Below are 25,634 nucleotides of genomic sequence, written 5' to 3'. Positions count from 1 at the left end.
TCTAAGAAAATGTTTAAAAATAGGAGTCACAAGATGACAACGATTAAAAAACATGTTCTTATATTACTTGTAACGGTGCTTATTCTCCTAATGGGAATGTCTATGGTTTCGGCGATAGACGATAACAGTTCACAAGTAATAAAGGACACAAATAGTTTATCCACACCCGCCAACTATGATGTGGATAATGTGGTACAATCCGATGCGGCAACTGCTGCACCGGAGGCAGACGTAGAAAAAATAGCTAATACAAGTGATACAACAAATACACAAACGACTTCAAGCGACGACAAAGAATCGACAAAAACAATTACAAAAACCGGCGAAAAATCACTTAAGGCTGCACAGTATAATTATACTGCTAATAATTATCAGGATATTCTGAATATAATAAATGGACGAACTTATACTATGGATGACGTAGTTAGGATTACTCTTAATCCTGGAACATATACTGCAGATCAGTTGATTCAAATTACAGAAAATACTCAAGTTAAACAATTAGTTATCAATGGTAATGGACAAACTATTAATGCTAATGGTATTACAGTTTTCCAATCTAATAATGATGGAATGATTACTTTAGCAAATTTAACTATGATTAATGGTGGGGGTACATCGTTAATTGTTTCTAATTGGCATGGTAGTATTAATCTTATCAACAGTACTTTTGTAAATAATAGTGCTACACATATTGTCCATGGAATTGCTGGTAAGGTATACTCATCAAATTGTACTTTTGAAAACAATACAGGTGATAATGGTACTGTATTTAGGCTAGATTCTGGAGTAACTGAGGCTAGAATAATTAATAATAGAATTTTCAATAATACTGCAACTAATATGTCTGCAGCATTTTATCTAAATACTCAAAATGATGTTTTGATAGAAGGAAACACTATTATTAATAATAGTGCAAATCAAGGTACAGTCTTTGGTGTTCAATTATCTTCTACAAATGTGAAAGTTAGGAATAATACTATTGAATATAACACGGGTATTAAAAAGGGTGTTGTTGTAGATGTAGAAATGGGTTCTCAGACTTTTGTAATTGAAAACAATACCATTAAATATAACTATTTACCTGATGGTCATGTAAGAAATGAGGAAGAAGATTGTTTATTCTATGCAATGAGTGGTAATTTAACACTTATAGGTAATGATATTTCTGAAAATATTGGATATGGAACATCTTGTTTATTTAATATTGAAGGAGTATTTTGTTTAATAAATAATACAATAGCTAAGAACCACTTGGAAGGTTCATCTATTGTCTATATGAATCCTCATGTTTTAAGTGCACCTTCTCTTTATGCATATGGTAACACTTTTGATTCAAATGAAATATGGGAAAATGGTGAGTATCATCCATGGATAATTAACTTTTGTTCTAATGCAGATGGTACACCATCATGGTATCAAAATATTCAAATAGTTAACAACACTTTTAATAACAACACCGTTATTCCTCTTGATAGTACTACTGGATTATATGAAGATATATTGTTTGGTTATTTAGATCCGGATTATTATAATCCTCGAACACATCTTGTTGCCAACAACACATATGTTAACAATGCATTAAATGTAACTGATCCAGTAATTACTAATGTGGTTGATGGAGCAGAAACTTTAACATTAACTGTCAATATTGATGTAATGGATACTAGATATGAACCAGGACACTCTGAAGTTGGTGTTAATGGTTATTATAATTATTCAAGATATAATACTACAGTAACCAATGGTACTATTAGGGTCACAGATTCTAATGGTAATTTCATAGGTGATTTCCCAGTTGTAAATGGAACTGCAGTTATTACTCTTGATAAGGATGAAATAACTCCATTAACAGTTGATGATTTAAGAGTAAGCTTTATCTCTGATTATAAACATTATCAACACTATAGGAGACACATGCTTAGTGTCAATGCAGATCCTAAGATTGTAAGAGAAGGACATCTAGTAAAAATATTTGGTAACTATGAATCATTTGAAAATACTATTCAGGTTCAGATTACCGGTGGAGATCCAAATATCCATGAAAGGGTTAGTCTATACCGTAATGAAAATGGACAACTCGGTGAATTAGTAGCCAGATATATTGACGTATCCAGCGGTTCAGCAACAGTACTTATTCCTGCAACACTAGATGAAGTAAATGACTATCAAAGCCTACAATTCATAGCATTATACGATAACATCGAACATGCTCCATTAACCGCAGTACCTATCGGTGCATCCAACAATGCGGCAAATCAAGAAGTAACTCTAAGAGTAGGTTCAGATGTAGTAACAGCCCATACTGATGAAAATGGTTATTACCAACATTATCGTACAACCCGATTAGTAGGTGAAAAAACCGTATATGCATATACTCCTACTGACAGTGCAAGTACAAATTACTTTGTAACCAGAGCTACTTTAAATGCTACAGCAGTACCTGCTGTTGACAGATTAAATGATAAAGTAATGATTTACGGTTACCTTGATTATGTGGCCAATTTCACATATAATGTACACGTTGATAACGTAAACCTCAGAGACAATCCATATCTAAATGTCACATTATACGGTGGCCAATACGATGAAGGTCAAGGTGAATTATTAGCCAGTTACATGGAAATTGATCAAAATGACATGACCGTTACGGTATATGTAAGTAATCGTGACATGATACAATACATGGAAGACCCAAGCAGTCTTAACATAGTATTCACATGTAATGATACAGCCTTAATTACACCTACATTAATAGGTAACAGTTCAGTAAATAACTCTGAAATTACTCTTTTAGTATATGACAGAGAACATACAGTAACTACAGATAATGAAGGTTACTATGAGTATGAAGCAACAGCATTAGAATATGGTAGAACACCTGTTCTTGCCACATATCATTTAAATGAATTATTTGACATTTATGGTAGAACAAACTTCCAAGTTGTCCAATTAAACGGGACTCTTGAACCAAAAGCAGTAAATGTCGGTGAAGATGTAACTATTTCAGGTGACTTTAACTATTTAGGTTATGTTGTATTGGATATTAATATAACTGACCCAACAGATAACAATAGAAAAGTACCTGAATGTACAATAAATATCACAGCTCATGACAGTACTACTGGTGAAGATATTATTATTGCAAGAGAATTGGAAGTTATCGGTGGAAATATCGATTATGAAATACCATTAAGTCGTGAAGAAAGAAACAAAGTAAGGGATGGAACTTTAACATTCAATGTAGTAGCTAATGAACATGACTACTATGAAGTTAGCTCTGCTACCCAAGAGTTCTATGACCCACAGGTAATTGACTTTACATTAATGATTGACAGTGTGGAATATCCATGCCAAACAGATGCTACAGGTCACTTCGAATATGTATACACAAGTGATAGAGAAGGTAAAATACCAGTTATTCTACTACTTCCAGTAACACATGAAGGTCAAGAAGTAACATTCAGTAAAAACTTATCATTCAACGTAGCTAAGATTACTGTGGATGTAAATCCAAGTACAGTAACACTTGATGATACATTTGACATTACTGGAAACCTTGACTATGTAAGTAATGTAACACTTAAAATAAACGTTACTGATAAAGAATTTGATGACTGGACAGATGACGGTAGAGTAAACATTACAATTGGAAATTCATACTTCAATGATGTAAGAGTATTGCATGGTATTGCAGAAGTATCAGTCACATTAAGCAATGATGACTATAATGAATTATTAAACAGAATTGACGATGGACAAATCAGTATTGATCAAAGAGTAGATTCTGATGATCAAACACTACCTATAAATCAATTCATTAAAATTAATTATAAAGGTACTGATGCAGACCCATATGTACGTTACACAATAACAGGAATGGAAGGCATTGCAGGAAAATCCGTTACACTAAACATTAGTGGTACTCCTATAACTACCACTACGGTAGACGCTAACGGTGATTACACTGTAACTGGCATAAAAGTTTCAGATTATGTTCAGGAAACTGGCACAGTGCCAGTCGGTGCACTTCACATGTTTGATGGAGAATATCCAATATTCGACACTACAGATTTGGTTATTGACTCATCTAAAGATCCAACTGAAGTTTGGATAATAGGGGCTGACAGTTATACTGTCGGAGAGACGGCAACTATTCAATTCAGATTAGTTAACCAGACAGCTCTAACAGATGCTGATGTTCCAAATCCTGGAATAGCAAATCAGCCACTAACCGTAACAATCGGTGGTACAACATACACTGTATCAAACACTGATAATGATGGATATACAAGCGTAAGCTTTATTCCTGAAAGTAACAGTGAAGATATACTTATTGTTGTAAGATATGCTGGAAATAATGTTTTCAAATCAAGCGAAAATCAAACAACAATCCGTGGAGAAGATATTGCACTAGCTGATACGTTATTAAATGTAAGTGTAACTCCAAACAGTAAACACATCAACGGAACATTTACCATAACAGGTAACCTCAGTTATGCTAACGGTACAAAAATAGCCGGTCAGACAGTACACCTTACTGCAGACGGTTATACCATAAACGATGTGACTACTGAAAGTGATGGAACATTCACAACAACCTTTACAGCAAAAGCACCAATTGGCACATTCACATTAACCGCAACATTTGACGGCATTGAAAATAATGCAAATGGCCAAACCAATACAAGTAGCTTTACTGTAACAAAAGTACCTACAATAACTGACGTAACAACATCCGCAACAGGTGGAGTAGTTTCATATGGTGATACAATAACAATTACAGCTAATGTAGTTGAAGATATTGATAATCCAACAGCCATTAACTATAATGGTAATTTCACATTCATAATTAATGGTGAAGAAACAACAGTTAATGTAGTAAATGGAGTTGCAACAACTACATACACAGCAAATACAGTTGGACCAATAAGCATAACCGGTTCATTCGGTGAAAATGAATTATTCCTATACAGTACTGGTTCAGAAACACTCACAATGAATCCAGTAGAGGCAACATTGGTAATTGATGAAATTAGTAATGTATATATCAATCAAACAGCAAGTATTACAGCACATCTACAGTTCAACGGACAGGATGTGACAGATACTGGTAGTATTACCATTACAATTGATGTTTATACAAGCACTGCTACAAAAACCGATGAATTAATAAGTGCAACATTTTCAGATTACAGTAGTCCTACAATAGGAACAAAAACAGTCACCGCTACATACAGTGGAACCCAGTATTATGTAACAAGTCCTGTTACAGAAACATTTGAAGTAACTAAAGTTCCTACAACTGTAACACTTCCGGAAGTTTCCACAACAACCGGTACTCCTGTTGAAATCAAGGCATATGTAAACCCAACACTTGGTGGATATCCACCGGTCAATTCAGCAGGTACATTCACATTCATAATTAATGGAGAACAAAGTGTAACAGTTGACGTAGTGGATGGAGTTGCAACCACAACCTATCCAGCAACTACCGCTGGTGAATTTTCAGTCACAGGTACATTTGCAGGTGATGATTATTACTTAGGTGATGATGACACCAACCAAATAAACGTAATCGACGATCGTTATGTAACCGATATCGAGATAACAACCTCAACTGATCAATTCAAAGTATTTGAATCATTTGACATAACAGTCAAATTAACAAATAGGACAGGCGGAGAAGCTCTTGAAGGTAAAAACATTTATGTAAACGTAACTGTTGACGGAACTCCAAAAATATATGATGTTAAAATAACAGATGGTCAGGGAACTATTACTGTAGCTTACGAACCACAAAACATTCACACAATCAACATTACAGCTAATTTCAATGGTGATGATTACTATTTCAAATCAAGCAATTATAAAATTATTGATACTTCCGAGATAGAATTACCAACAGCTAAATTAACCGTAGCCGTGAATAAAACACCAATATTCGTAAATGAATCCATAAAAATTTATGGTTATGCAAAATACTACAATGATAGACCTATCAAAAATCAAAACGTTACATTATCCATCAATGATGGAGAAAGAATCATAGTATTAACGGATGATAACGGTTATTACTATTTAGACATGGCTAAAAACAATCAATACTATCCATATCTAGCATATAATAGCCAACCTTATGTTGTCATAGCAGAATACGGTGGAGAAAGGGATGTTACATATAACAGTCCTGCAGCACATACCACATATACTGTAAATAAAATTGAAACTGCATTAGACATCATAACACCTAGTACTGTTAAAATTAATGAAACATTCGATATAGTAATTAACTTAACAAATACCACTGATGCTAAGGAAGTAATCAATCAAAAAACAGTAAATGTAAATGTTACAATTGATGGAGAAACAACACAGTACACATTACAGACAAATAATGGTATCGTAACAATTCCATCAGTCAAATCAGAAAATGCCGGTACAATTATAGTACGTGCAACCTTTGACGGTGACGATTTATATGAGGCCAGTGTTGCTACAAAAGATGTAACAGTTGAAAAAATTGATACGACAACAGTCGTTAACGCATTACCTGAGGCTAAAGTACATAGTGAAATGACTATTACAGCAACTGTAACCCCAGAAACAGGAGTAGTAAACTCCAATGGAACGGTTGTATTTACTATTAATGGTCATAGACAAGAAGCAGTAAATGTAACAAATGGAATTGCAACAATTAAATATACTCCTACACAAAGAGGAGAATTAACCGTAACTGCACAATTTATTGGTGATGATTATTATAATCCTAGTGAAGATGATAGTGAAGAATCAATAATAGTTGCAAAAGGAGATGCAAATATTACTGTTGTAAGTGTTACAAATAACACTATAAATCAAACAGTATCCATTAAGGTAAATGTTACAAATGGTGAAAGAAAATTAACTCTTGGTACCATTCTAATGGATATCGAAGGAAAGACATATGTTGCTAATTTAACTTCAGATAATGATTATGAAGTAAACTTAACATCTGAACATGCAGGAAAGAATATTCCAGTATTAATATATGATATTGGACAGGAATATCAGGCAGAGTCAATCAGTACAACATTTGATGTTTATAAGATTAACACTACAACCACAATCACTGCTAATGGTCCTGCTAAGGTTAATGAGGAATTCACAATCACGGCAAATGTAAATCCGGTTGGAAATAATTTACCTCCAGTTAACGAAGGTTACGTGGAATTTTATGTAAATGACCAGTCAATCGGCACAATCGATGTAGCAAACGGAGTTGCAACCACAACATATGTTCCTGCAGACAATACGCCTTTAAGTATCAAAGCAGTATATGTTGAAAATGATTACTATAATGGTAGTGACGATACTACTGTAGATGACATTCCAGTTAACGCAGGTGATGCAGTAATAAATGTAATAGAAGTAGTAAACAACACAATTGGTGAAACTGCTAGCGTAAGAGTAAATGTAACCGTTGGGGAAACCAAACTAACTGACGGTACAATAACAATGAAAATCAATGATATAACCTACACTGCTAATAAAACAGTTGACGGTGATTTCATTGTTGAATTAGTATCAGATGTAGCAGGAGTATTCCCTGTTGACATAGGTTATTATGACAATGCAAATTATGCAGCAGAAAACACAACTACAAATGTAGAAATATACCGTTATAACACTACAATCGACATAGACATTACAAATGTAAACGTTGTAAAAAGACCATTTAATATTACAGTAACTCTAAGAAATGCTACTGATAATATTATCCTTCAAGGTAAAACTGTACATGCAAATGTAACAATTGATAATGTGGTAGTTCGACAAATACATGATACTACTGATGCAAATGGTCAAATAAGCTTTGAATATACTCCTCGTACCATCACAGATGTTGTAATTACAGCAGCATTCGATGGAGATGAAGTATACAATGCTAGCAGCAATACTGCTAGGGATAAGGCATCACTTATTGCAAGCAGATTAACATTGGATGTAAATCCTGATCCTGCTTACATAAATGAAACTGTAATTATATCAGGTAAACTATCTGATGAAGTATCCGAATACATTCCGTATGCACCTATAGTTATTTCAATAAATGGTGAAGAAGTAGCTACTGTAAATACAAATGGCAGTGGTGAATATTCATTAGTCCTAACAAATGATGATGAAAATCTAAGACAATACCTACAATACACTGGAACACGTTATCAAGTTACAGCTAAATATGATATGGTATTAGATGTAACTAATGGTGCAACAGAATCCAAAGCATATGACATCGTTAAAATACCTACAAAAGTAACCATTAACCCAATGGAAAACGATGTATACAACCGTTCTACAATAACTATTACAGCCAATGTTGAAGTGGATGACAGTATCGAAAGATTAGAAGGTTATCCAGTAGTTAACTATAATGGAAACTTCACATTCATAATCAACGATCAAGAACAAGCACCTGTAAATGTAGTTAATGGAGTAGCAACTATTTCATATAACACAGATACAGTTGGTGAAATAACAGTTAAAGGTATGTTCGGAGAAAATGATGTATATCTATACAGTGAAGACTCTGAAATAATTGAAGTATTAGACAGCAGAATACCTACAAATGCTACTATAGAAGTAGATGGTGTACGTTATGCTAAAGAAGAATTCACTGCAACAGTAACATTAAAAGATACTGAAAATGATGCTATAATTGCTGGTGCTCCAGTAACTACTGAAATTATTGTAAATAATAATGTAGTAGCAACATTCAATAATGTAACGGGTACTGATGGTAAATTTATCATTGCATACACGCCAACAAACATATCAGAAGTTACAATACGTGTAACCTATGATGGAAATTACACATTCAAGCCATGTGTAAATGAAACAATCGTCAAAGCAGATTTAATGCCATCTGACTTATCAGTAAATGTAAATCCAAACCCATCCTATGTAAATCAAAGCATAGTGATATCAGGTAATTTACATGACCAGGTCGGAAACATTAGTAATGCAAAAATTAAATTGTACATCAATGGAGAAAACATCGCTAATGTAACAACTGACACTAATGGAAACTATTCATACACAGTAACTACAAATCCTTGGGATGAATTCCTAGCATATAGTGCAGACTCATATGTAGTACAAGCCGTATACGACTATGTACTTGATGTAACCAATGGGGCAGAAGCAATTACCGCATACAGAGTAATTAAAATGCCAACATTAATTACAATCGAAGACGTCACTGATGCTGAAGTAAACAAGACAATAACAATCAAAGTAAATCTCACAAATACTACCGATGCAAAAGAGGTAATTGATGGTAAATCAATTATCATAAATGTAAACAGTCAAAATATTGACACAACTGGTCTTACAACAGTTAATGGTGTAATAGAAGTACAATACACACCTAAAGACAATTCAACATTACGTGTAACAGCACAATTTGCTGAAGATGAACTTTATCAGGGTACTACTGCAACTAAAGATATCTCAGTTGCACTTCTTAAACCAACATTAACATGTGAAGCAGTTGAAGATGAAGTATACGTCGATGAAAACGTAACCATCACAGGTAAATTAACCACCGATGGTGAACATGCAATTGCAAATGCAATTATAAGACTATTCATCGATGATGAAGGAGTAACTACAGTTATCACAGATTCAAACGGCCAATATTCCTATAATGTAAGCAAATCACGGGCTGATACTTACACAGTTAAAGCAGTATATGATGGTATGGAAACATTCTATGATACCGTAACTTCAGATGAAGATACATTTGATGTAGTCAAAATACCTACAACAACAACAATGACCCTACTAAACAATACTGCAGGTAACGTAACAATAGCCGTAACTGTAGTTGACAAAGACAACAACCCAGTTACACAAGGACAATTCACAGTAACTGTATTGCAACAAACACCATTTACCGTAGATATCAATGGAACAACTACTCCAGTAAAACTCAACATTGATGAAGCTGGCGTACCATTTACTGTAAAAGTAAAATATCTTGGTGATGAAAAATACGAAGCAAGTATAGCTACCAACGAAAGCGGTTCCGATCAAATCATAAATGTAACAGTTAAACAAAACGCTACATTAACAATTGAAGAAGGACCAAGTCCAGTATATGTATATGAAGAAGTAACATATGAAGGTACATTACTTGACGGTATGGGCAAACCAATCGCTGATGCTACAATACGCATTATAGTAATGAGCGGTGAAAATGAGATTGCTAAAAACGAAACAGTCAAGACGGATGAAGACGGACATTATTCATGGACGAGAGAATCCATTGCTGTTGGTCAGCTTCTTAACGTAACAGCATACTATGGTGGTAATGAGGTTGTCAATGCAGTAAACAATTCCACTGTATACACAGTTAACAAACGTCCAACAACCACTATTGTAAATGTTGTAAATGACACAGTAGGATTTACAAGCATTGACGTAGTTGTTGAGGATGCTCTTGAAGATAATGTAATACTCAAGGAAGGTACATTAACAGTTACTGTCGGTACAGATGAATTTACCAAAAACATTGACAGTACCGGAACAACTCACATAGACATACCTACAACCCACGCTGGATATATAGCAGTAACAGTTAAATACGATGGAAACGCTACATACAATGAAAGTATGGGTAACATTACAAACATTACGGCAACTACCCAAACAGCAAACCTAACCATTAGCAATAATGCTAGTGATGCTAAAGTTGGTGATGTTGTAATGATTAACGGTACACTCAAAGACGGCGGTAACCAACCAATGGCTAACCGTGAAATTACATTAGTCCTCGATGAGGTCTCACACTACCTGACAACAGATGCAAACGGTAGATATGAATACAACTACACAACTGTCAAAGAAGGCACATTCACGGCAGTCGCAACATTCTACGATACGGAAGGTGTAGTTGATACATTAAGTAACCAAACAACCTTTGAAGTATCCAAACTGGACACAACTACAGTTGTTACAGTTGCAAGCAATATTGCAGGTAATGTAACAATTGATGTAAACGTGACCGATGAACGTAACATGCCAGTTACAAGTGGAAACATCGAGGTAAAAGTTGAAGATCAACCTGCTCAGGTTATTGAAGTAACCGGCGGAGTTATTCCTGTTAAACTTGATGTTGAAACTAACGGTACCGTACATGTTACAGTTAACTATCTTGGTAATGACAAGTACAACCCAAGTACTGGTATGAACGGAACCGATGATGGTTCAGAGCCATTTACCGAAGTTGACGTTGAAAAACAGAATGTAACACTAACAGTCGGTACATTCCGTGATTCAGTTTATGTAACCACAGGTATGACGATAACCGGTACCTTATTGAATGCTAGTGGAATGCCTATAGCAGATGCTACTGTAACCTTAACATTCAATGGTATGGATGCAGTAAACGTAACAACCAACGGTGTAGGTTATTACACCTATGTAAGATATGTTAATATACCGGATGTTGTTGCTGTTGTGGCTTACTACAACGGTAGTGACAAGTACAACAATGCAACCAATCATACAAGTTATTTCGGTGAAAAATTACCTACTAACACAACAGTAATTATTGCCAACAATACTGTTGGAAATGTAAGCATTAACGTTAGCGTAGTTGACAAATTCCATTATGACAGTCCAATTACCGCAGGTACAATTAATGTAACAATCGGTGACGGTGAACCTGTATCATATCCAATAACTGGATCAGTAACCAATATTCCATTGGATATCACAACTACCAACACGGTTGATGTGAAAGTAGAATATGTTGGAAACGACACATTCCTACCAAGTATCGGATATGACGAGGATCAACTAAACGAATTTACCGATATCACCGCTGACAAACAGAACGCTACATTAACCATACAAGAAAAACCAGGTCCTGTATATGTATATGAGGATGTTAGCTATGAGGGTACTTTACTTGACGGTATGGGTGAACCTATTAAGGATGCTACAATACGTATTATCGTAATGAGTGGTACTACTGAGATTGCAAGAAATGAAACAGTCAAGACGGATGAAGACGGACATTATTCATGGACGAGAGAATCCATTGCTGTTGGTCATGTTCTTAACGTAACTGCTTACTACGATGGTAATGACACTATCAATGCGGTTCAGAATTCAACCGTATATGAAGTATATAAACGTCCTACAACAACAGGTGTAACGGTTCTAAATAATACAGTAGGTGCTACAGACATTAATGTAGTTGTCAAAGATGCAATTAATACTGATACAGTACTCACTAATGGTATTTTGACAGTTACAGTTGGAGATGCCGAATCATTTGATGTTGAAATTAACTCTACAGGAGTTACTCATATTGACTTACCTACAACTCAGGCAGGTTATACTCCTGTAACGGTAGTTTACAATGGTAATGCTACTTATGAAGCAAGTACGGGTAATATTACAAATATTACAGTATTAACCCAGCATGCAAATCTAACCATTTACAATAATGCTAGTGATGCTAAAGTGGGTGATGTTGTAATGATTAACGGTACGCTTAAGGATGGTCTTGGAGAGATAATGGCTAACCGTGCAATTACGTTAGTTGTTGACTCTGTTGGACATGATCTGTTCACCGATGAAAACGGTGTTTACGAGTATGAGTACACGACCGTTAGAGATGGTGAAATTACGGCAGTCGCTACATTTACGTCAACGCTTGGTACAGTAGGTTCAATCAGTAATGAGACAACCTTTGAAGTATCTAAACTGGACACTACTACAGTTGTTACAGTTGTAAGCAATGTTGCAGGTAATGTAACTATTGATGTAAACGTGACTGATGAACGTGACAATCCGGTAACCAGTGGAAACATTGAGGTAAAAGTTGAAGATCAACCTGCTCAGGTTATTGAAGTAACCGGTGGAGTTATCCCTGTTAAACTTGATGTTGAAACTAGTGGTACGGTACATGTAACGGTTAACTATCTTGGTAATGACAAGTACAACCCTAGTGTTGGTATGAACGGAACCGATGATGGTTCAGAGCCATTTACCGAAGTTGACGTTGAAAAACAGAATGTAACACTAACAGTCGGTACATTCCGTGATTCAGTTTATGTAACCACAGGTATGATGATATCTGGTTACCTGTTAAATGCTAGTGGAATGCCTATAGCAGATGCTACTGTAACCTTATCATTCAATGGTATGGATGCAGTTAACGTAACAACCAACGGTGCAGGTTACTACACACATGAAAGATATGTGCATATACCTGGTCTTGTTGCTGTTGTGGCTTACTACAACGGTAGTGACAAGTACAACAATGCAACCAATCTTACAAGTTATACTGGTGAAAAATTACCTACTAACACAACAGTGATTATTGCAAACAATACCGTTGGAAATGTAAGTATAAACGTAAGTGTAACTGATAAGTTCCACAATCTTCCAATTACCGCAGGTACAATTAATGTAACAATCGGTGATGGAGAACCTGTATCATATCCAATAACTGGAACAGTAACCAATATTCCATTGGATATCACAACTACCAACACGGTTGATGTGAAAGTAGAATATGTTGGAAACGACACATTCCTACCAAGTATCGGATATGATGAGGATCAACTAAACGAATTTACCGATATCACCGCTGACAAACAGAACGTTACATTAACCATACAGGAAGGTCCAAGTCCTGTATATGTATACGAGGATGTTACATATGAAGGTACTTTACTTGACGGTATGGGTGAACCTATTAAGGATGCTACAATACGTATTATCGTAATGAGTGGTACTACTGAGATTGCAAGAAATGAAACAGTCAAGACGGATGAAGACGGACATTATTCATGGACGAGAGAATCCATCGCTGTTGGTCATGTTCTTAACGTAACTGCTTACTACGATGGTAATGACACAATCAATGCGGTTCAGAATTCAACCATATATGAAGTGGATAAACGTCCTACCATAACCGGTGTAACGGTTGTGAACAATACCGTTGGTGCTACAAGTATTGACGTTGTTGTTGAGGATGCTCTTGAAACTGATGTAATCCTTAAAGAAGGTACTTTAACTGTTACTGTAGGTGATAAGACATTAGATCCTATCAGTATCAATGTAAGTGGAGTTACTCATATTGAATTGCCTGTTGAACATGCAGGTTATACTCCTGTAACGGTAGTTTACAATGGTAATGCTACTTATGAGGCAAGTACGGGTAACATTACAAATATTACAGTATTAACCCAGCATGCAAATCTAACCATTTACAATAATGCTAGTGATGCTAAAGTGGGTGATGTTGTAATGATTAACGGTACGCTTAAGGATGGTCTTGGAGAGATAATGGCTAACCGTGCAATTACGTTAGTTGTTGACTCTGTTGGACATGATCTGTTCACTGATGAAAACGGTGTTTACGAGTATGAGTACACGACCGTTAGAGCTGGTGAAATTACAGCAGTCGCTACATTTACGTCAACGCTTGGTACAGTAGGTTCAATCAGTAATGAGACAACCTTTGAAGTATCTAAACTGGACACTACTACAGTTGTTACAGTTGTAAGCAATGTTGCAGGTAATGTAACTATTGATGTAAATGTGACCGATGAACGTGACAATCCGGTAACCAGTGGAAACATTACTGTAGAAGTTGAAGGTCAACCTGCTCAGGTTATTGAAGTAACCGGTGGAGTTATTCCTGTTAAACTTGATGTTGAAACTAGTGGTACGGTACATGTAACGGTTAACTATCTTGGTGATACAAAGTACAACCCAAGTACTGGTATGAACGGAACCGAAGAAGGATCCACACCATTTACCGAAGTTGACGTTGAAAAACAGAATGTAACACTAACAGTCGGTACATTCCGTGATTCAGTTCCTGTAACCACAGGTATGACGATAATAGGTACATTAATGAATGCTAGTGGAATGCCTATAGCAGATGCTACTGTAACCTTATCATTCAATGGTATGGATGCAGTAAACGTAACAACCAACGGTGCAGGTTACTACACCTATGTAAGACATGTGCATATACCTGATGTTGTTGAAGTTGTGGCTTACTACAACGGTAGTGACAAGTACAACAATGCAACCAATCTTACAAGTTATACTGGTGAAAAATTACCTACTAACACAACAGTGATTATTGCTAATAATACCGTTGGAAATGTAAGTATAAACGTAAGTGTAACTGATAAGTTCCACGATCTTCCAATTACCGAAGGTACAATTAATGTAACAATCGGTGATGGAGAACCTGTATCATACCCAATAACTGGAACAGTAACCAATATTCCATTGGATATCACAACTACCAACACGGTTGATGTGAAAGTAGAATATGTTGGAAACGACACATTCCTACCAAGTATCGGATATGACCAGGATCAACTAAACGAATTTACCGATATCACCGCTGACAAACAGAACGCTACATTAACCATTAAGGAAGGACCAAGTCCTGTATACGTATTCAACAACATAACCTACAACGGTACACTTGTTGACGGAATGGGAAACCCACTTAACGGTGTAGTAAACCTAACTTTAATATATGGCGGTGAAGTAGTACAATTTATACCAAACGTTGAAGTTAAAGATGGATTCTATGAATACAACAGAACTTCACTAAAAGTTGGAATAATAAACGTAACTGCCGTTTATGGTGGAAACGATTATGTAAACCCAACAAATGCATCTACAACCTACGAAGTAGACAAACGTCCAACAAATACGTATGTAACTGTTGTAAATGATACAATGGGTAACCTACAGATAGACGTTGAAGTAAAAGATGCATTGAATGGTTCAAACATTACAAGTGGTGGAAAACTATTATCTATCGCTATCCTCGAAGGAACATACACCTATGAGATTAATGAAACTGGAGTTACAAGAATCACAGTTCCTGTAACACAAAACAGAAAAGTAGTGGCAATTACCGTAAGATACCTTGGTAATGATACCTATGAAGCAAGTACCGGATATGACAATGTTACACATGAACTATTTACCAATATAACTGCAAAACTACACAACTCAACTTTAAGTATAAATGTAGATCCTACAGAATCAACAGTAGGAGCAGTATACAATATTTCAGGTAACTTTGTAGATGCAAACGGTACGGCAATCGTTGGAGAAGACCTAGTAATTAGGGTAAACGGCACAAGATTTGACGTAACAACACTAGAAGACGGATACTACAGCGTAAACTACACATCATATAAGGAAGGAATATTCACTGCAGAAGTTGAATTTGTCGGTAATGACTTAATCAACAAACAAACCAATAGCACAACCTTCACTGTAAATAAAATACCTACAAATACAGTTGTAAGTATAATCAACAATACAGTAGGAAATGTAACTATTGGCGTAAACGTTACTGATGAAAATGATGCTGCTATTACAAGCGGTATACTTGAAGTAACTGTGGATGGTACAACAACAACCGAGAGAATCACAGGCACACAAACCGTAATAGGATTAGATATTACAACAACCGATACGGTAAGTGTAAGTGTCAAATACCTCGGTAATGACACATACCTTGAAAGTATTGGAATGGATGCCGATAATCTTGATGAACCATTCGATGAGATTACAGCAGATAAAGACCATGCACAAATCGAATTAGACGTCACACCTGACGAAAGATTCGTAGGTCAAAGTGTACGTATAGTGGTAGGCCTCTATGATATGGATGATAACCCTATATCAAGAGCTCCAGTAAACATCACAATATATGATCAAGATGGAAATGTTGTATTCTCCGAAAATAGGACAACAAGCAGAAACGGAATAATCCAATTTACAAAAGACTGTGACATTGCAGGTAATTTCACTGTAAACGCATCATTCATAAATGACATTTATGAATATGTAAGTGCAAATGCCACATTCAATGTAAGTAAAATACCTACAGCTACAACAGTAGATATTTTAAACAATACAAAAGGCAATGTGACTATAAGTGTAAGAGTAACTGATACACAGTTTAACAAAGTAATCACCGAAGGTAAACTAAACCTAACTGTTGACGGCGAATCCAGACCCGTGGATATAACCGGTCAGGACACTATTATAAAAATAGACAGTGATGAAGCTGAGATCCAAGTATCAGTAGTCTATCCTGGAAACGACACATACCTAAACAGTACAGGTAAAACACGCGACGGTAATGAATTTACTCACATAGACACCGTTGACACAGCAGTGCTTATCACAATCAATGCTGATAAAGACGAAATCCTTGTGGGTGAATACATAACAATCAACGGTAAAGTAACCTATGCTGATGGTGTAACATTCGTAGAAGACGGATATGTAATAGTAACATTATCCAACGGAACAGAAATCAGATACGACTCACCTGATGAGTATCTAAATGGTATCAGCAGTCAATACGTAACTTACGGTCAATACACCGCAAATGCAACATATTATGATGCAAATGATGAGCCAATCGTCACAAGTGATGAAATAACATTCACCGTAAACAGAATCCCTACAAAAACAAACGTTACAATACTCAACAACACTGTTGGAAATGTAACATTGGCAATTACCACAACCAACAATACAAATGAACCTGTAAGAACAGGTCATGTTGTAGTACGTGACAGTACAGGTCTAGTAATTGCTGAAGGTGACTTAGTAAACGGTGGAATAAACCTAACACTGGATGTTAACGAAGTTGGCCCAATCGGTGTAAACGTAACATACATTGATAATGAGATTTACCTTGGAAGCAACGCTACAGACTCTGATAAGATAGGTCAACCTGATGAAAACGTAATCGATATTGAAGTATTTCCACAAACCGCTACAATAACAATTGAAGCTGTGCCTGAATCAGTAATCGTAGGAGATCCAGTAACAATAACTGGTGAAGTACGTGATGATACAGATGCACCAGTTGAATCAGGAATAGTTAAAATCTTTGTAAATGGAGACGAAGTAGGTGAAGTAGAAATCCATGATGGTATCTATTCATATGAATACACACCATTAACAATTGGAGATTACCATGCAAATGCAACATTTGTCGGTACTGAAACAATTGCACAGGCAGAAAGTGAAAACGTAACGTTCACTGCTACAAAAATCCCTACAAAAACAACCGTGGAAATAATAAACAACACAGTTGGAAACGTGACATTAGCTATCACAGTAACCAATACTACCGATGAAGCCCAAAAAGTTTCAACCGGGTCAGTATCCGTACTTAATACTAATGGTGAAGTAATAGTTACAAAAGATTTAACTGATGGTGAAGTTAACATTACCCTAGATGATGTTCCTGCAGGAGAATTCATGGTAGTTGTACATTACAATGAAAATGAAATATACCTTGCAAGCAATGCTACAAACGAGTCAGCTATCGGTACACCTCAAGGAGAAATCATCATAGTTGATGTTGAGAAAATCCCTACAATTACAACTGTAGAGATACTTGACAATACATTAACCAATGTAACAATTGGAGTAACAGTCACAGATGAAAACCTTGATTTCGTATCTATAGGTGAAGTATATGTTAAAGATGCTCAGACAGGAGAAATGTTGACTAGTAAAAAATTAACCGATGGACAAGCTACTATACTCATCCCTGCAACTCACGCTGGTGAGCTAAAAGTAATAGTCGAATATCAGGAAAACGACATTTACTATGCAAGTAATGCTACAAACAGCAGTGCTTTAGGTACACCTGATGAAAACATCACAGTAATAGATGTAAGTAAAATACCTACAAATACAACAGTTACAATAGTAAATGCTACAGTAAACAATGTTGTGCTGGAGGTAAACGTTACAAACAAAACTGGACACTTTGTATCTGAAGGATATGTATCATTATTAGGCTTAGACAATAGTGAAATAATCACTGTAGAACTAATTAAAGGAAAAGCTACTATAACACTTGATGATGTAGCAGCCGGAGAATTAAGTGTGATTGTTCACTACAATGAAAATGATATATACCTAGCAAGCAATGCTACCAATAAAAGCCAAATAGGCACACTATTGGAAAATGTCACAGTTATCGATGTAAAAAAAATACCTACAGTTACAAGTGTAGAAATATTAAACACTACCCTTGGTAATGTAACAATAGGCATAACCGTTACAAACGAAACTACTGATATTGTAACTACAGGTGAAGTATACATTAAGGATGCTCAAGGAAATATACTCAAAAACGTGCCAATCGATGGAGTAACAATTGTTCCTCTAGAGATAAGCAAAGCCGGTGAGCTAAAAGTAGTCGTTGAGTATCAGGAAAATGAGATTTACCTTGCAAGTAACGCTATAAACGAGTCAGCAATCAGTCCTGACGACGAAAACATAATAGTCATTGGCGTGGATAAAATCCCAACAATCACAAATGTTGAAATTTTAAACACTACCTTAACTAATGTGACTATTGCTGTTAACGTAACAAACAGTAGCACTGAACTTGTAAGTGAAGGTGACGTATACGTATTTGATACTCAAGGCAATAAGATTGCTAATGCTACCTTAGCAGCTGGTAAAGCTACAATAACTATCCCAGCAGAACACGCTGGAGAGTTTAAGGTTGTAGTTGAGTATCAGGAAAACGACATTTACCTACCAAGTAGAGCCATTAACGAGTCAGCTATCGATACTCCTGATGAAGAAGTTGTAATCATCGATGTAACCAAAATACCTACAAAAACAACGGTTGAAGTATTAAACAATACTCTCGGCAATGTAACAATAGGCGTAACGGTTACAAACATGACTGAAAGTCCAGTAAAAACCGGTGAAGTATACGTTAAAGACCTAAACGGTGAAAAAATAACAAATGCAACACTGGTAAACGGACGTGCAACAATCAACATCCCATGTGATGACTCAGGAAGACTAATGGTAGTTGTCGAGTATCAGGAAAATGACATATACCTTGCAAGCAATGCTACTAACGAGTCAGCCATTAATACACCTACAGAAGAAGTTGTAGTTATCGATGTAAATAAAATACCTACAATTACAAGCGTAGAAATTTTAAACCATACATTAGGTAACGTAACTATTTCTGTAAATGTAACCAATGAAACTCTTGACTTAGTAAGAAAAGGTGATATAGTAATACGCAACGCTTCAAACAATGCAATATTAAACTCCACTACATTAGATGGTGGAAAAGCTACAATAGTTATTCCAACAGGTAGTGTAGGAGAACTTAAAGTCATTGTCGAATATCTTGAAAATGATATCTACAATGCAAGTAAAGCTGTCAACCAGTCAGCTATTGGAACAGATGATGAATACATCACTATTATTGATGTGACTAAAATACCTACAATTACAAGTGTTGAGATACTAAACACAACTCTTGGAAATGTAACAATCGGTGTAAATGTTACAAATGAAACCAGAGATCTTGTAACTATAGGTACAGTAGTTATTAAAGATGAATCTGGTGAAACAATAATTAGTAAAGAATTATCTGGAGAAAAAACAATTATTCAACTGCCAGTAACAAAAGCTGGAGAATTAAAAGTAATTGTAGAATACCAAGAAAATGAGATTTACCTTGCAAGTAACGCTATAAACGAGTCAGCAATCAGTCCTGACGACGAAAACATCATAGTCATTGGTGTGGATAAAATCCCAACAATCACAAATGTTGAAATTTTAAACACTACCTTAAGTAATGTGACTATTGCTGTTAACGTAACAAACAGTAGCACTGAACTTGTAAGTGAAGGTGACGTATACGTATTTGATACTCAAGGCAATAAGATTGCTGAAGCTCGCCTAGCATATGGTAAAGCTACAATCACTATCCCGGCAGAACACGCTGGAGAGTTTAAGGTTGTAGTTGAGTATCAGGAAAATGACATTTACCTATCAAGTAAAGCCATTAACGAGTCAGCTATCGATCCTCTTGATAAAGAAGTTGTAATCATTGATGTAACCAAAATACCTACAAAAACAACGGTTGAAGTATTAAACAATACTCTCGGCAATGTAACAATAGGCGTAACGGTTACAAACATGACTGAAATTCCAGTAACAACTGGTGAAGTATACGTTAAAGACCTAAACGGTGAAAATATAACAAATGCTACACTGGTAAACGGACGTGCAACAATCAACATACCTGCTGATGACGCAGGAAAACTCGTAGTTGTTGTCGAGTATCAGGAAAATGACATATACCTTGCAAGCAATGCTACTAACGAGTCAGCCATTGGTACACCTCAAGAACACATAACCGTTATTGATGTTGAAAAAATACCTACAATCACAAATGTAGAAATATTAGATCACACAGTCGGTAATGTAACTATTGCTGTAAATGTAACCAATGAAACTCTTAACTTAGTAAGAAAAGGTGAAGTAATAGTACGCAATGCTACAAACAACAAAATAATAACAGCCGCTACATTAGATGGTGGAAAAGCTACAATAGTAATTCCAACAGACAGTGTGGGCGAAGTTAAAGTTGTCGTTGAATATCAGGAAAATGATATCTATAATGCAAGTAAAGCTGTCAACCAGTCCGCTATAGGAACACCTGATGAAGAAGTTGTCGTAATAGATGTAAGTAAAATACCTACAATAACAAGTGTGGAAATCCTAAACAATTCCTTAAGCAATGTAACGATAGGTGTAAACGTTACAAACAGTTCAGGTGACTTAGTAACCAAAGGTGAAGTATTAGTAAGAAATGCTGATAACAAACGGGTAATCACAAGTCAAATCCTAACTGGTGGTCAGGCAACTATAACTCTACCGGTAAATGAGGCCGGAGAACTCAGAGTAATAGTTGAATACCAGGAAAACGATATATACCTTGCAAGTAACGCTACTAACAGCAGTGCTATAGGTACACCTGATGAAAACGTTACTGTAATAGACGTGGCAAAAATCCCAACAGTCACAACAGTTGAGATTTTAAACACAACATTAAGTAATGTAACGATAGGTGTAAGCGTAACCAACATGACAGGTGATTCTGTAAGCAAAGGTACGGTCATAGTCATGGAGGAATCTGGAAACATCTTAAAATCACAAGTACTGGCAAACGGTAAAGCAAACATAACTATCCCAGCAGAACAAGCAGGAGAAATTAGAGTTATCGTTCAATACCAGGAAAACGATATTTACCTAGCAAGCAACGCTACTAACAGCAGTGCTATAGGTACACCTAATGAAAACATCACGGTAATAGATGTAACTAAAATACCTACAAAAACAAGCGTGGAAATATTAAACAATACAACCACAAACGTAACAGTAGGCGTTAAAGTAACCAACCAGACAAACGAACCTGTAACAGAAGGTATTGTAATAGTCAAAGACATTGACGGTAACCAACTTGCTAGTGAAGAATTAACAAATGGCGTAGCAAACATTACAATCCCAGTAAGCGAATCCGGAAAACTACTTGTACAAGTGGAATACCAGGAAAACGATTACTACCTTGCAAGTAACGCTACCAACCAATCCGCTGTTGGCAAAGCAACAGAAAACATCACAATCATTGATGTGGAAAAAGTTGATTCAAACCTAACAGTAGACACTACAAGTCCTATCAAGGCAAATGAAACACTTGAAATTAACGGTACACTCACGGACGAATATGGCAATCCAATTCCAAATGCACCAATAGAAATAAGCATTGACGGAGTTGTAATTGACACCGTAACTACAGATGATGATGGTAACTATGAAACTTACACAGTAGCAAAAGCAGGTAATCACACAGTAACCGTGGATTACCCAGGTAATGAAACCTATAACCCAGCAAGTGAATCCAAAGAATTCACAGTTGATAAAATAGATGTAACTACCGATGCTAATGTTACAGATTCAAACCCTACCAACACAACCATACAAGTAAACGTAACCGATGAGGATGGAGACCCAGTTGATGACATACCAGTAGTCATTAAAGATGAAAACGGTACAGTAATTGGAAATGGTACAGTACACAACGGAACCGTTGACATAACAGTTCCACTGGAACCTGGAGAACATAATCTAACTGTTGAAACCTTGCCTACAGATGATTATCCATCTACGACAAAAGACGTAACAGTCAATGTTCCAAAACACAACTCAACAATTACGCCGGATCCAATCAAAAACACTACATACGGTAACACCACCCAGATAAGTGGTAAATTAACTGATGAGGATGGAAATCCAATTCCAAACGCACCAGTTACAATTACAGTAAACGGTGAAGACATACCTGTAAAAACAGATGAAAATGGAGTATACAACTACACATACCCAGCAGATACAGTTGGAGTCAACAATGTAACAGTCACCTATGCAGGTGATGATGACCATGAAGCTACAAAAGTTGACACGAAATTCAACGTATCCAAAGCAGGCGTAAAAATAGTTGTAGATCCTATCAAATCATATGTTGAAGAGGAAATCATCCTACAAGCTAACATCACCGATGCAAACGGTGACAAAGTAACTGAAGGAAATGTAATCTTCAAGATAAACGGTGTAACACTCAAAGATGGTGGAAAACTATCAGGTGCAAATGTACTTAAAGTTCCAGTAGTAGACGGTGTAGCCAAATACACATTCACTGCTACAAGAGAACTAATCAGCTCTAAAAACATCACCGCAGTATACATTGCAAATGAACACTACGCTGAAAACAGAACTGATGGTACAACACCGGCAAACGTAAGCCTAAGAACCGCTCAAGTAATCGCTTCAACAGAACCAACAATTGGAAAACAAAGACAGAACATCACACTTGTTGCAGACATTTACGACATTACACACAACCTACGTGACGTAAGGCCAATAAATGATGCGGGAAGCTATGTGATATTCAAAGTCAATGGACTAACCGTCAAAGATGCTGATGGAAACGTCCTAAAAGTACCAGTTGTAAATGGAGTTGCTAAGACCGAATACTACATACCTAACGGTATGGGTGGAATGAAAGGTAACACAGGTAACTACAAAAACTACACAGTAACAGCTGTATATCACCATCCTGACTACTATGATGTACGTAACACGTCCAACTTCAACATCGAAAGAGAAGATAACATCTCATTTGTTGTTGATAAGGTGACAATGGATAACCGTACAGTATCAATCGATGCAAACCTAGTTGAAGGAGATGGGGATAACGTTGTAGGTACAAATGTTGTCGGAGTAAAAGTCAATGGAATAACACTTACGGATGAAAATGGTAAACCGGTACTATTCAATGCTACAAATGGTAAAGTCGATGTAGACTTTAAACTACCTGATAATGTAAAAGAAGTTAAAAACATAACTCTTGTAACAGGTAACCGTGAAGCATATGGTAGTGCCACCACTACCATTTCCAACCTCCCTAAACAAGCCAGCGTAATTACCGTAAGTCCAGTAACAGCATTTGTTGAAGAGAATATGACTCTTTCAGCAAGAGTTACAGATACTAACGGTAACCCATTAAACGGTGGATATGTAATCTACAAGTTCAATGGTCAGACACTACGTAAAGGTGGACTATTAGAGGGAGATAATCCAATAGTAAAAATAGGTGTTAAAGACGGATGGGCAAATTACACATTTGTTGCAAACAATAAATTGGTTTCATCCAAAAAACTTGACGCAGCATATAGTGGAAATGCTAACTATAATTCATCCAAGACAACCACTTCATCTAAAATGAATATATCATTAAGAAAAGCACAAGTTGTTGTAACAGCCACCCCAAATATGGTTCAACAAAATCAGAATATTGTATTTACAATTAATGTTACAGACAAGACTCATAACAAAAATAATGTTGCACCGATCAACTCAGCAAAAGCACTTGCAACATTAAAAGTCAACGGAATAACATTAACCGATGCAAACAACAAGACGGTTCAAATATCCATCAAGAATGGAACCGGCTCCTACAAGTATAGAATACCTAGAGGAGTTGGAGGAAAAGTCTTAGGTACAGATGACTATAAAAACTACACGGTTGTAGCACACTATACTCATCCGGACTATGTTGATGCTTCAAATCAGACCACATACAATATCGAACAGTCAACGACAAGTGTCCAGTTCTATAATGTGACATTCAAACAGGCAACTAAGAAGATAACAATTAATGCCGTCATTAAGGATTATCAGAAAAATGACGTTGTAGGAAACACCAGATTCAACATAAAAGTTAATGGGGTAACTATGAAGGATACATCTGGAGAAGTAATCAAATACTCTGCAATGGATGGAAAAATCAGTATGACTATTGATTCAATGACATCTAATCCTAAGGAAGTCATGATTGTAACACTTGGTAGAGAAGCTTATTCATCTACGCGTGCTACCTATACTACAATTCTAAAAGTATGATTTTTTATAACTTTGAAGGCTTAGTTCCTTCAAAGTTTTTTTCTTACTATTTTTTAAAAACAACAATTTATTTAATCCATATTATTTTCCAACAATCTTTTTTATTAAACTCTTAACTTATAAGTTATAACTTATATGTAAAAAGTTATAAGTTATTAATTTTAAAACAATCTTCTCCAATCCTGATATATCCTAACAATAATTAAATAGGTAACAAGGAATGATTCGATAGGAGTTGTTGTCCCCTAGATGTTAAAGAATTAAAATAA

Annotated in this window: 1 protein-coding gene; it reads left to right on the top strand. The window is 35.9% G+C overall.

All coding sequences use genetic code 11. The annotated features are described in order from the left end of the window. The first annotated feature begins 33 nt into the window (after nucleotides 1–33). Complete coding sequence (locus tag AW729_RS04825) at nucleotides 34–25,365, top strand: Ig-like domain repeat protein (RefSeq protein WP_162685796.1); 25,332 nt, start codon at nucleotides 34–36, stop codon at nucleotides 25,363–25,365. Nucleotides 25,366–25,634: the final 269 nt, after the last annotated feature.

The sequence above is a fragment of the Methanosphaera sp. BMS genome, assembly GCF_003268005.1.
Lineage (GTDB): Archaea > Methanobacteriota > Methanobacteria > Methanobacteriales > Methanobacteriaceae > Methanosphaera.
This window is presented reverse-complemented; position numbering and strand designations above follow the sequence as displayed.

Coding starts and splice junctions, on each gene's coding strand:
- AW729_RS04825 (WP_162685796.1), top strand. CDS start 34: ATGACAACGATTAAAAAACATGTTCTTATATTACTTGTAACGGTGCTT.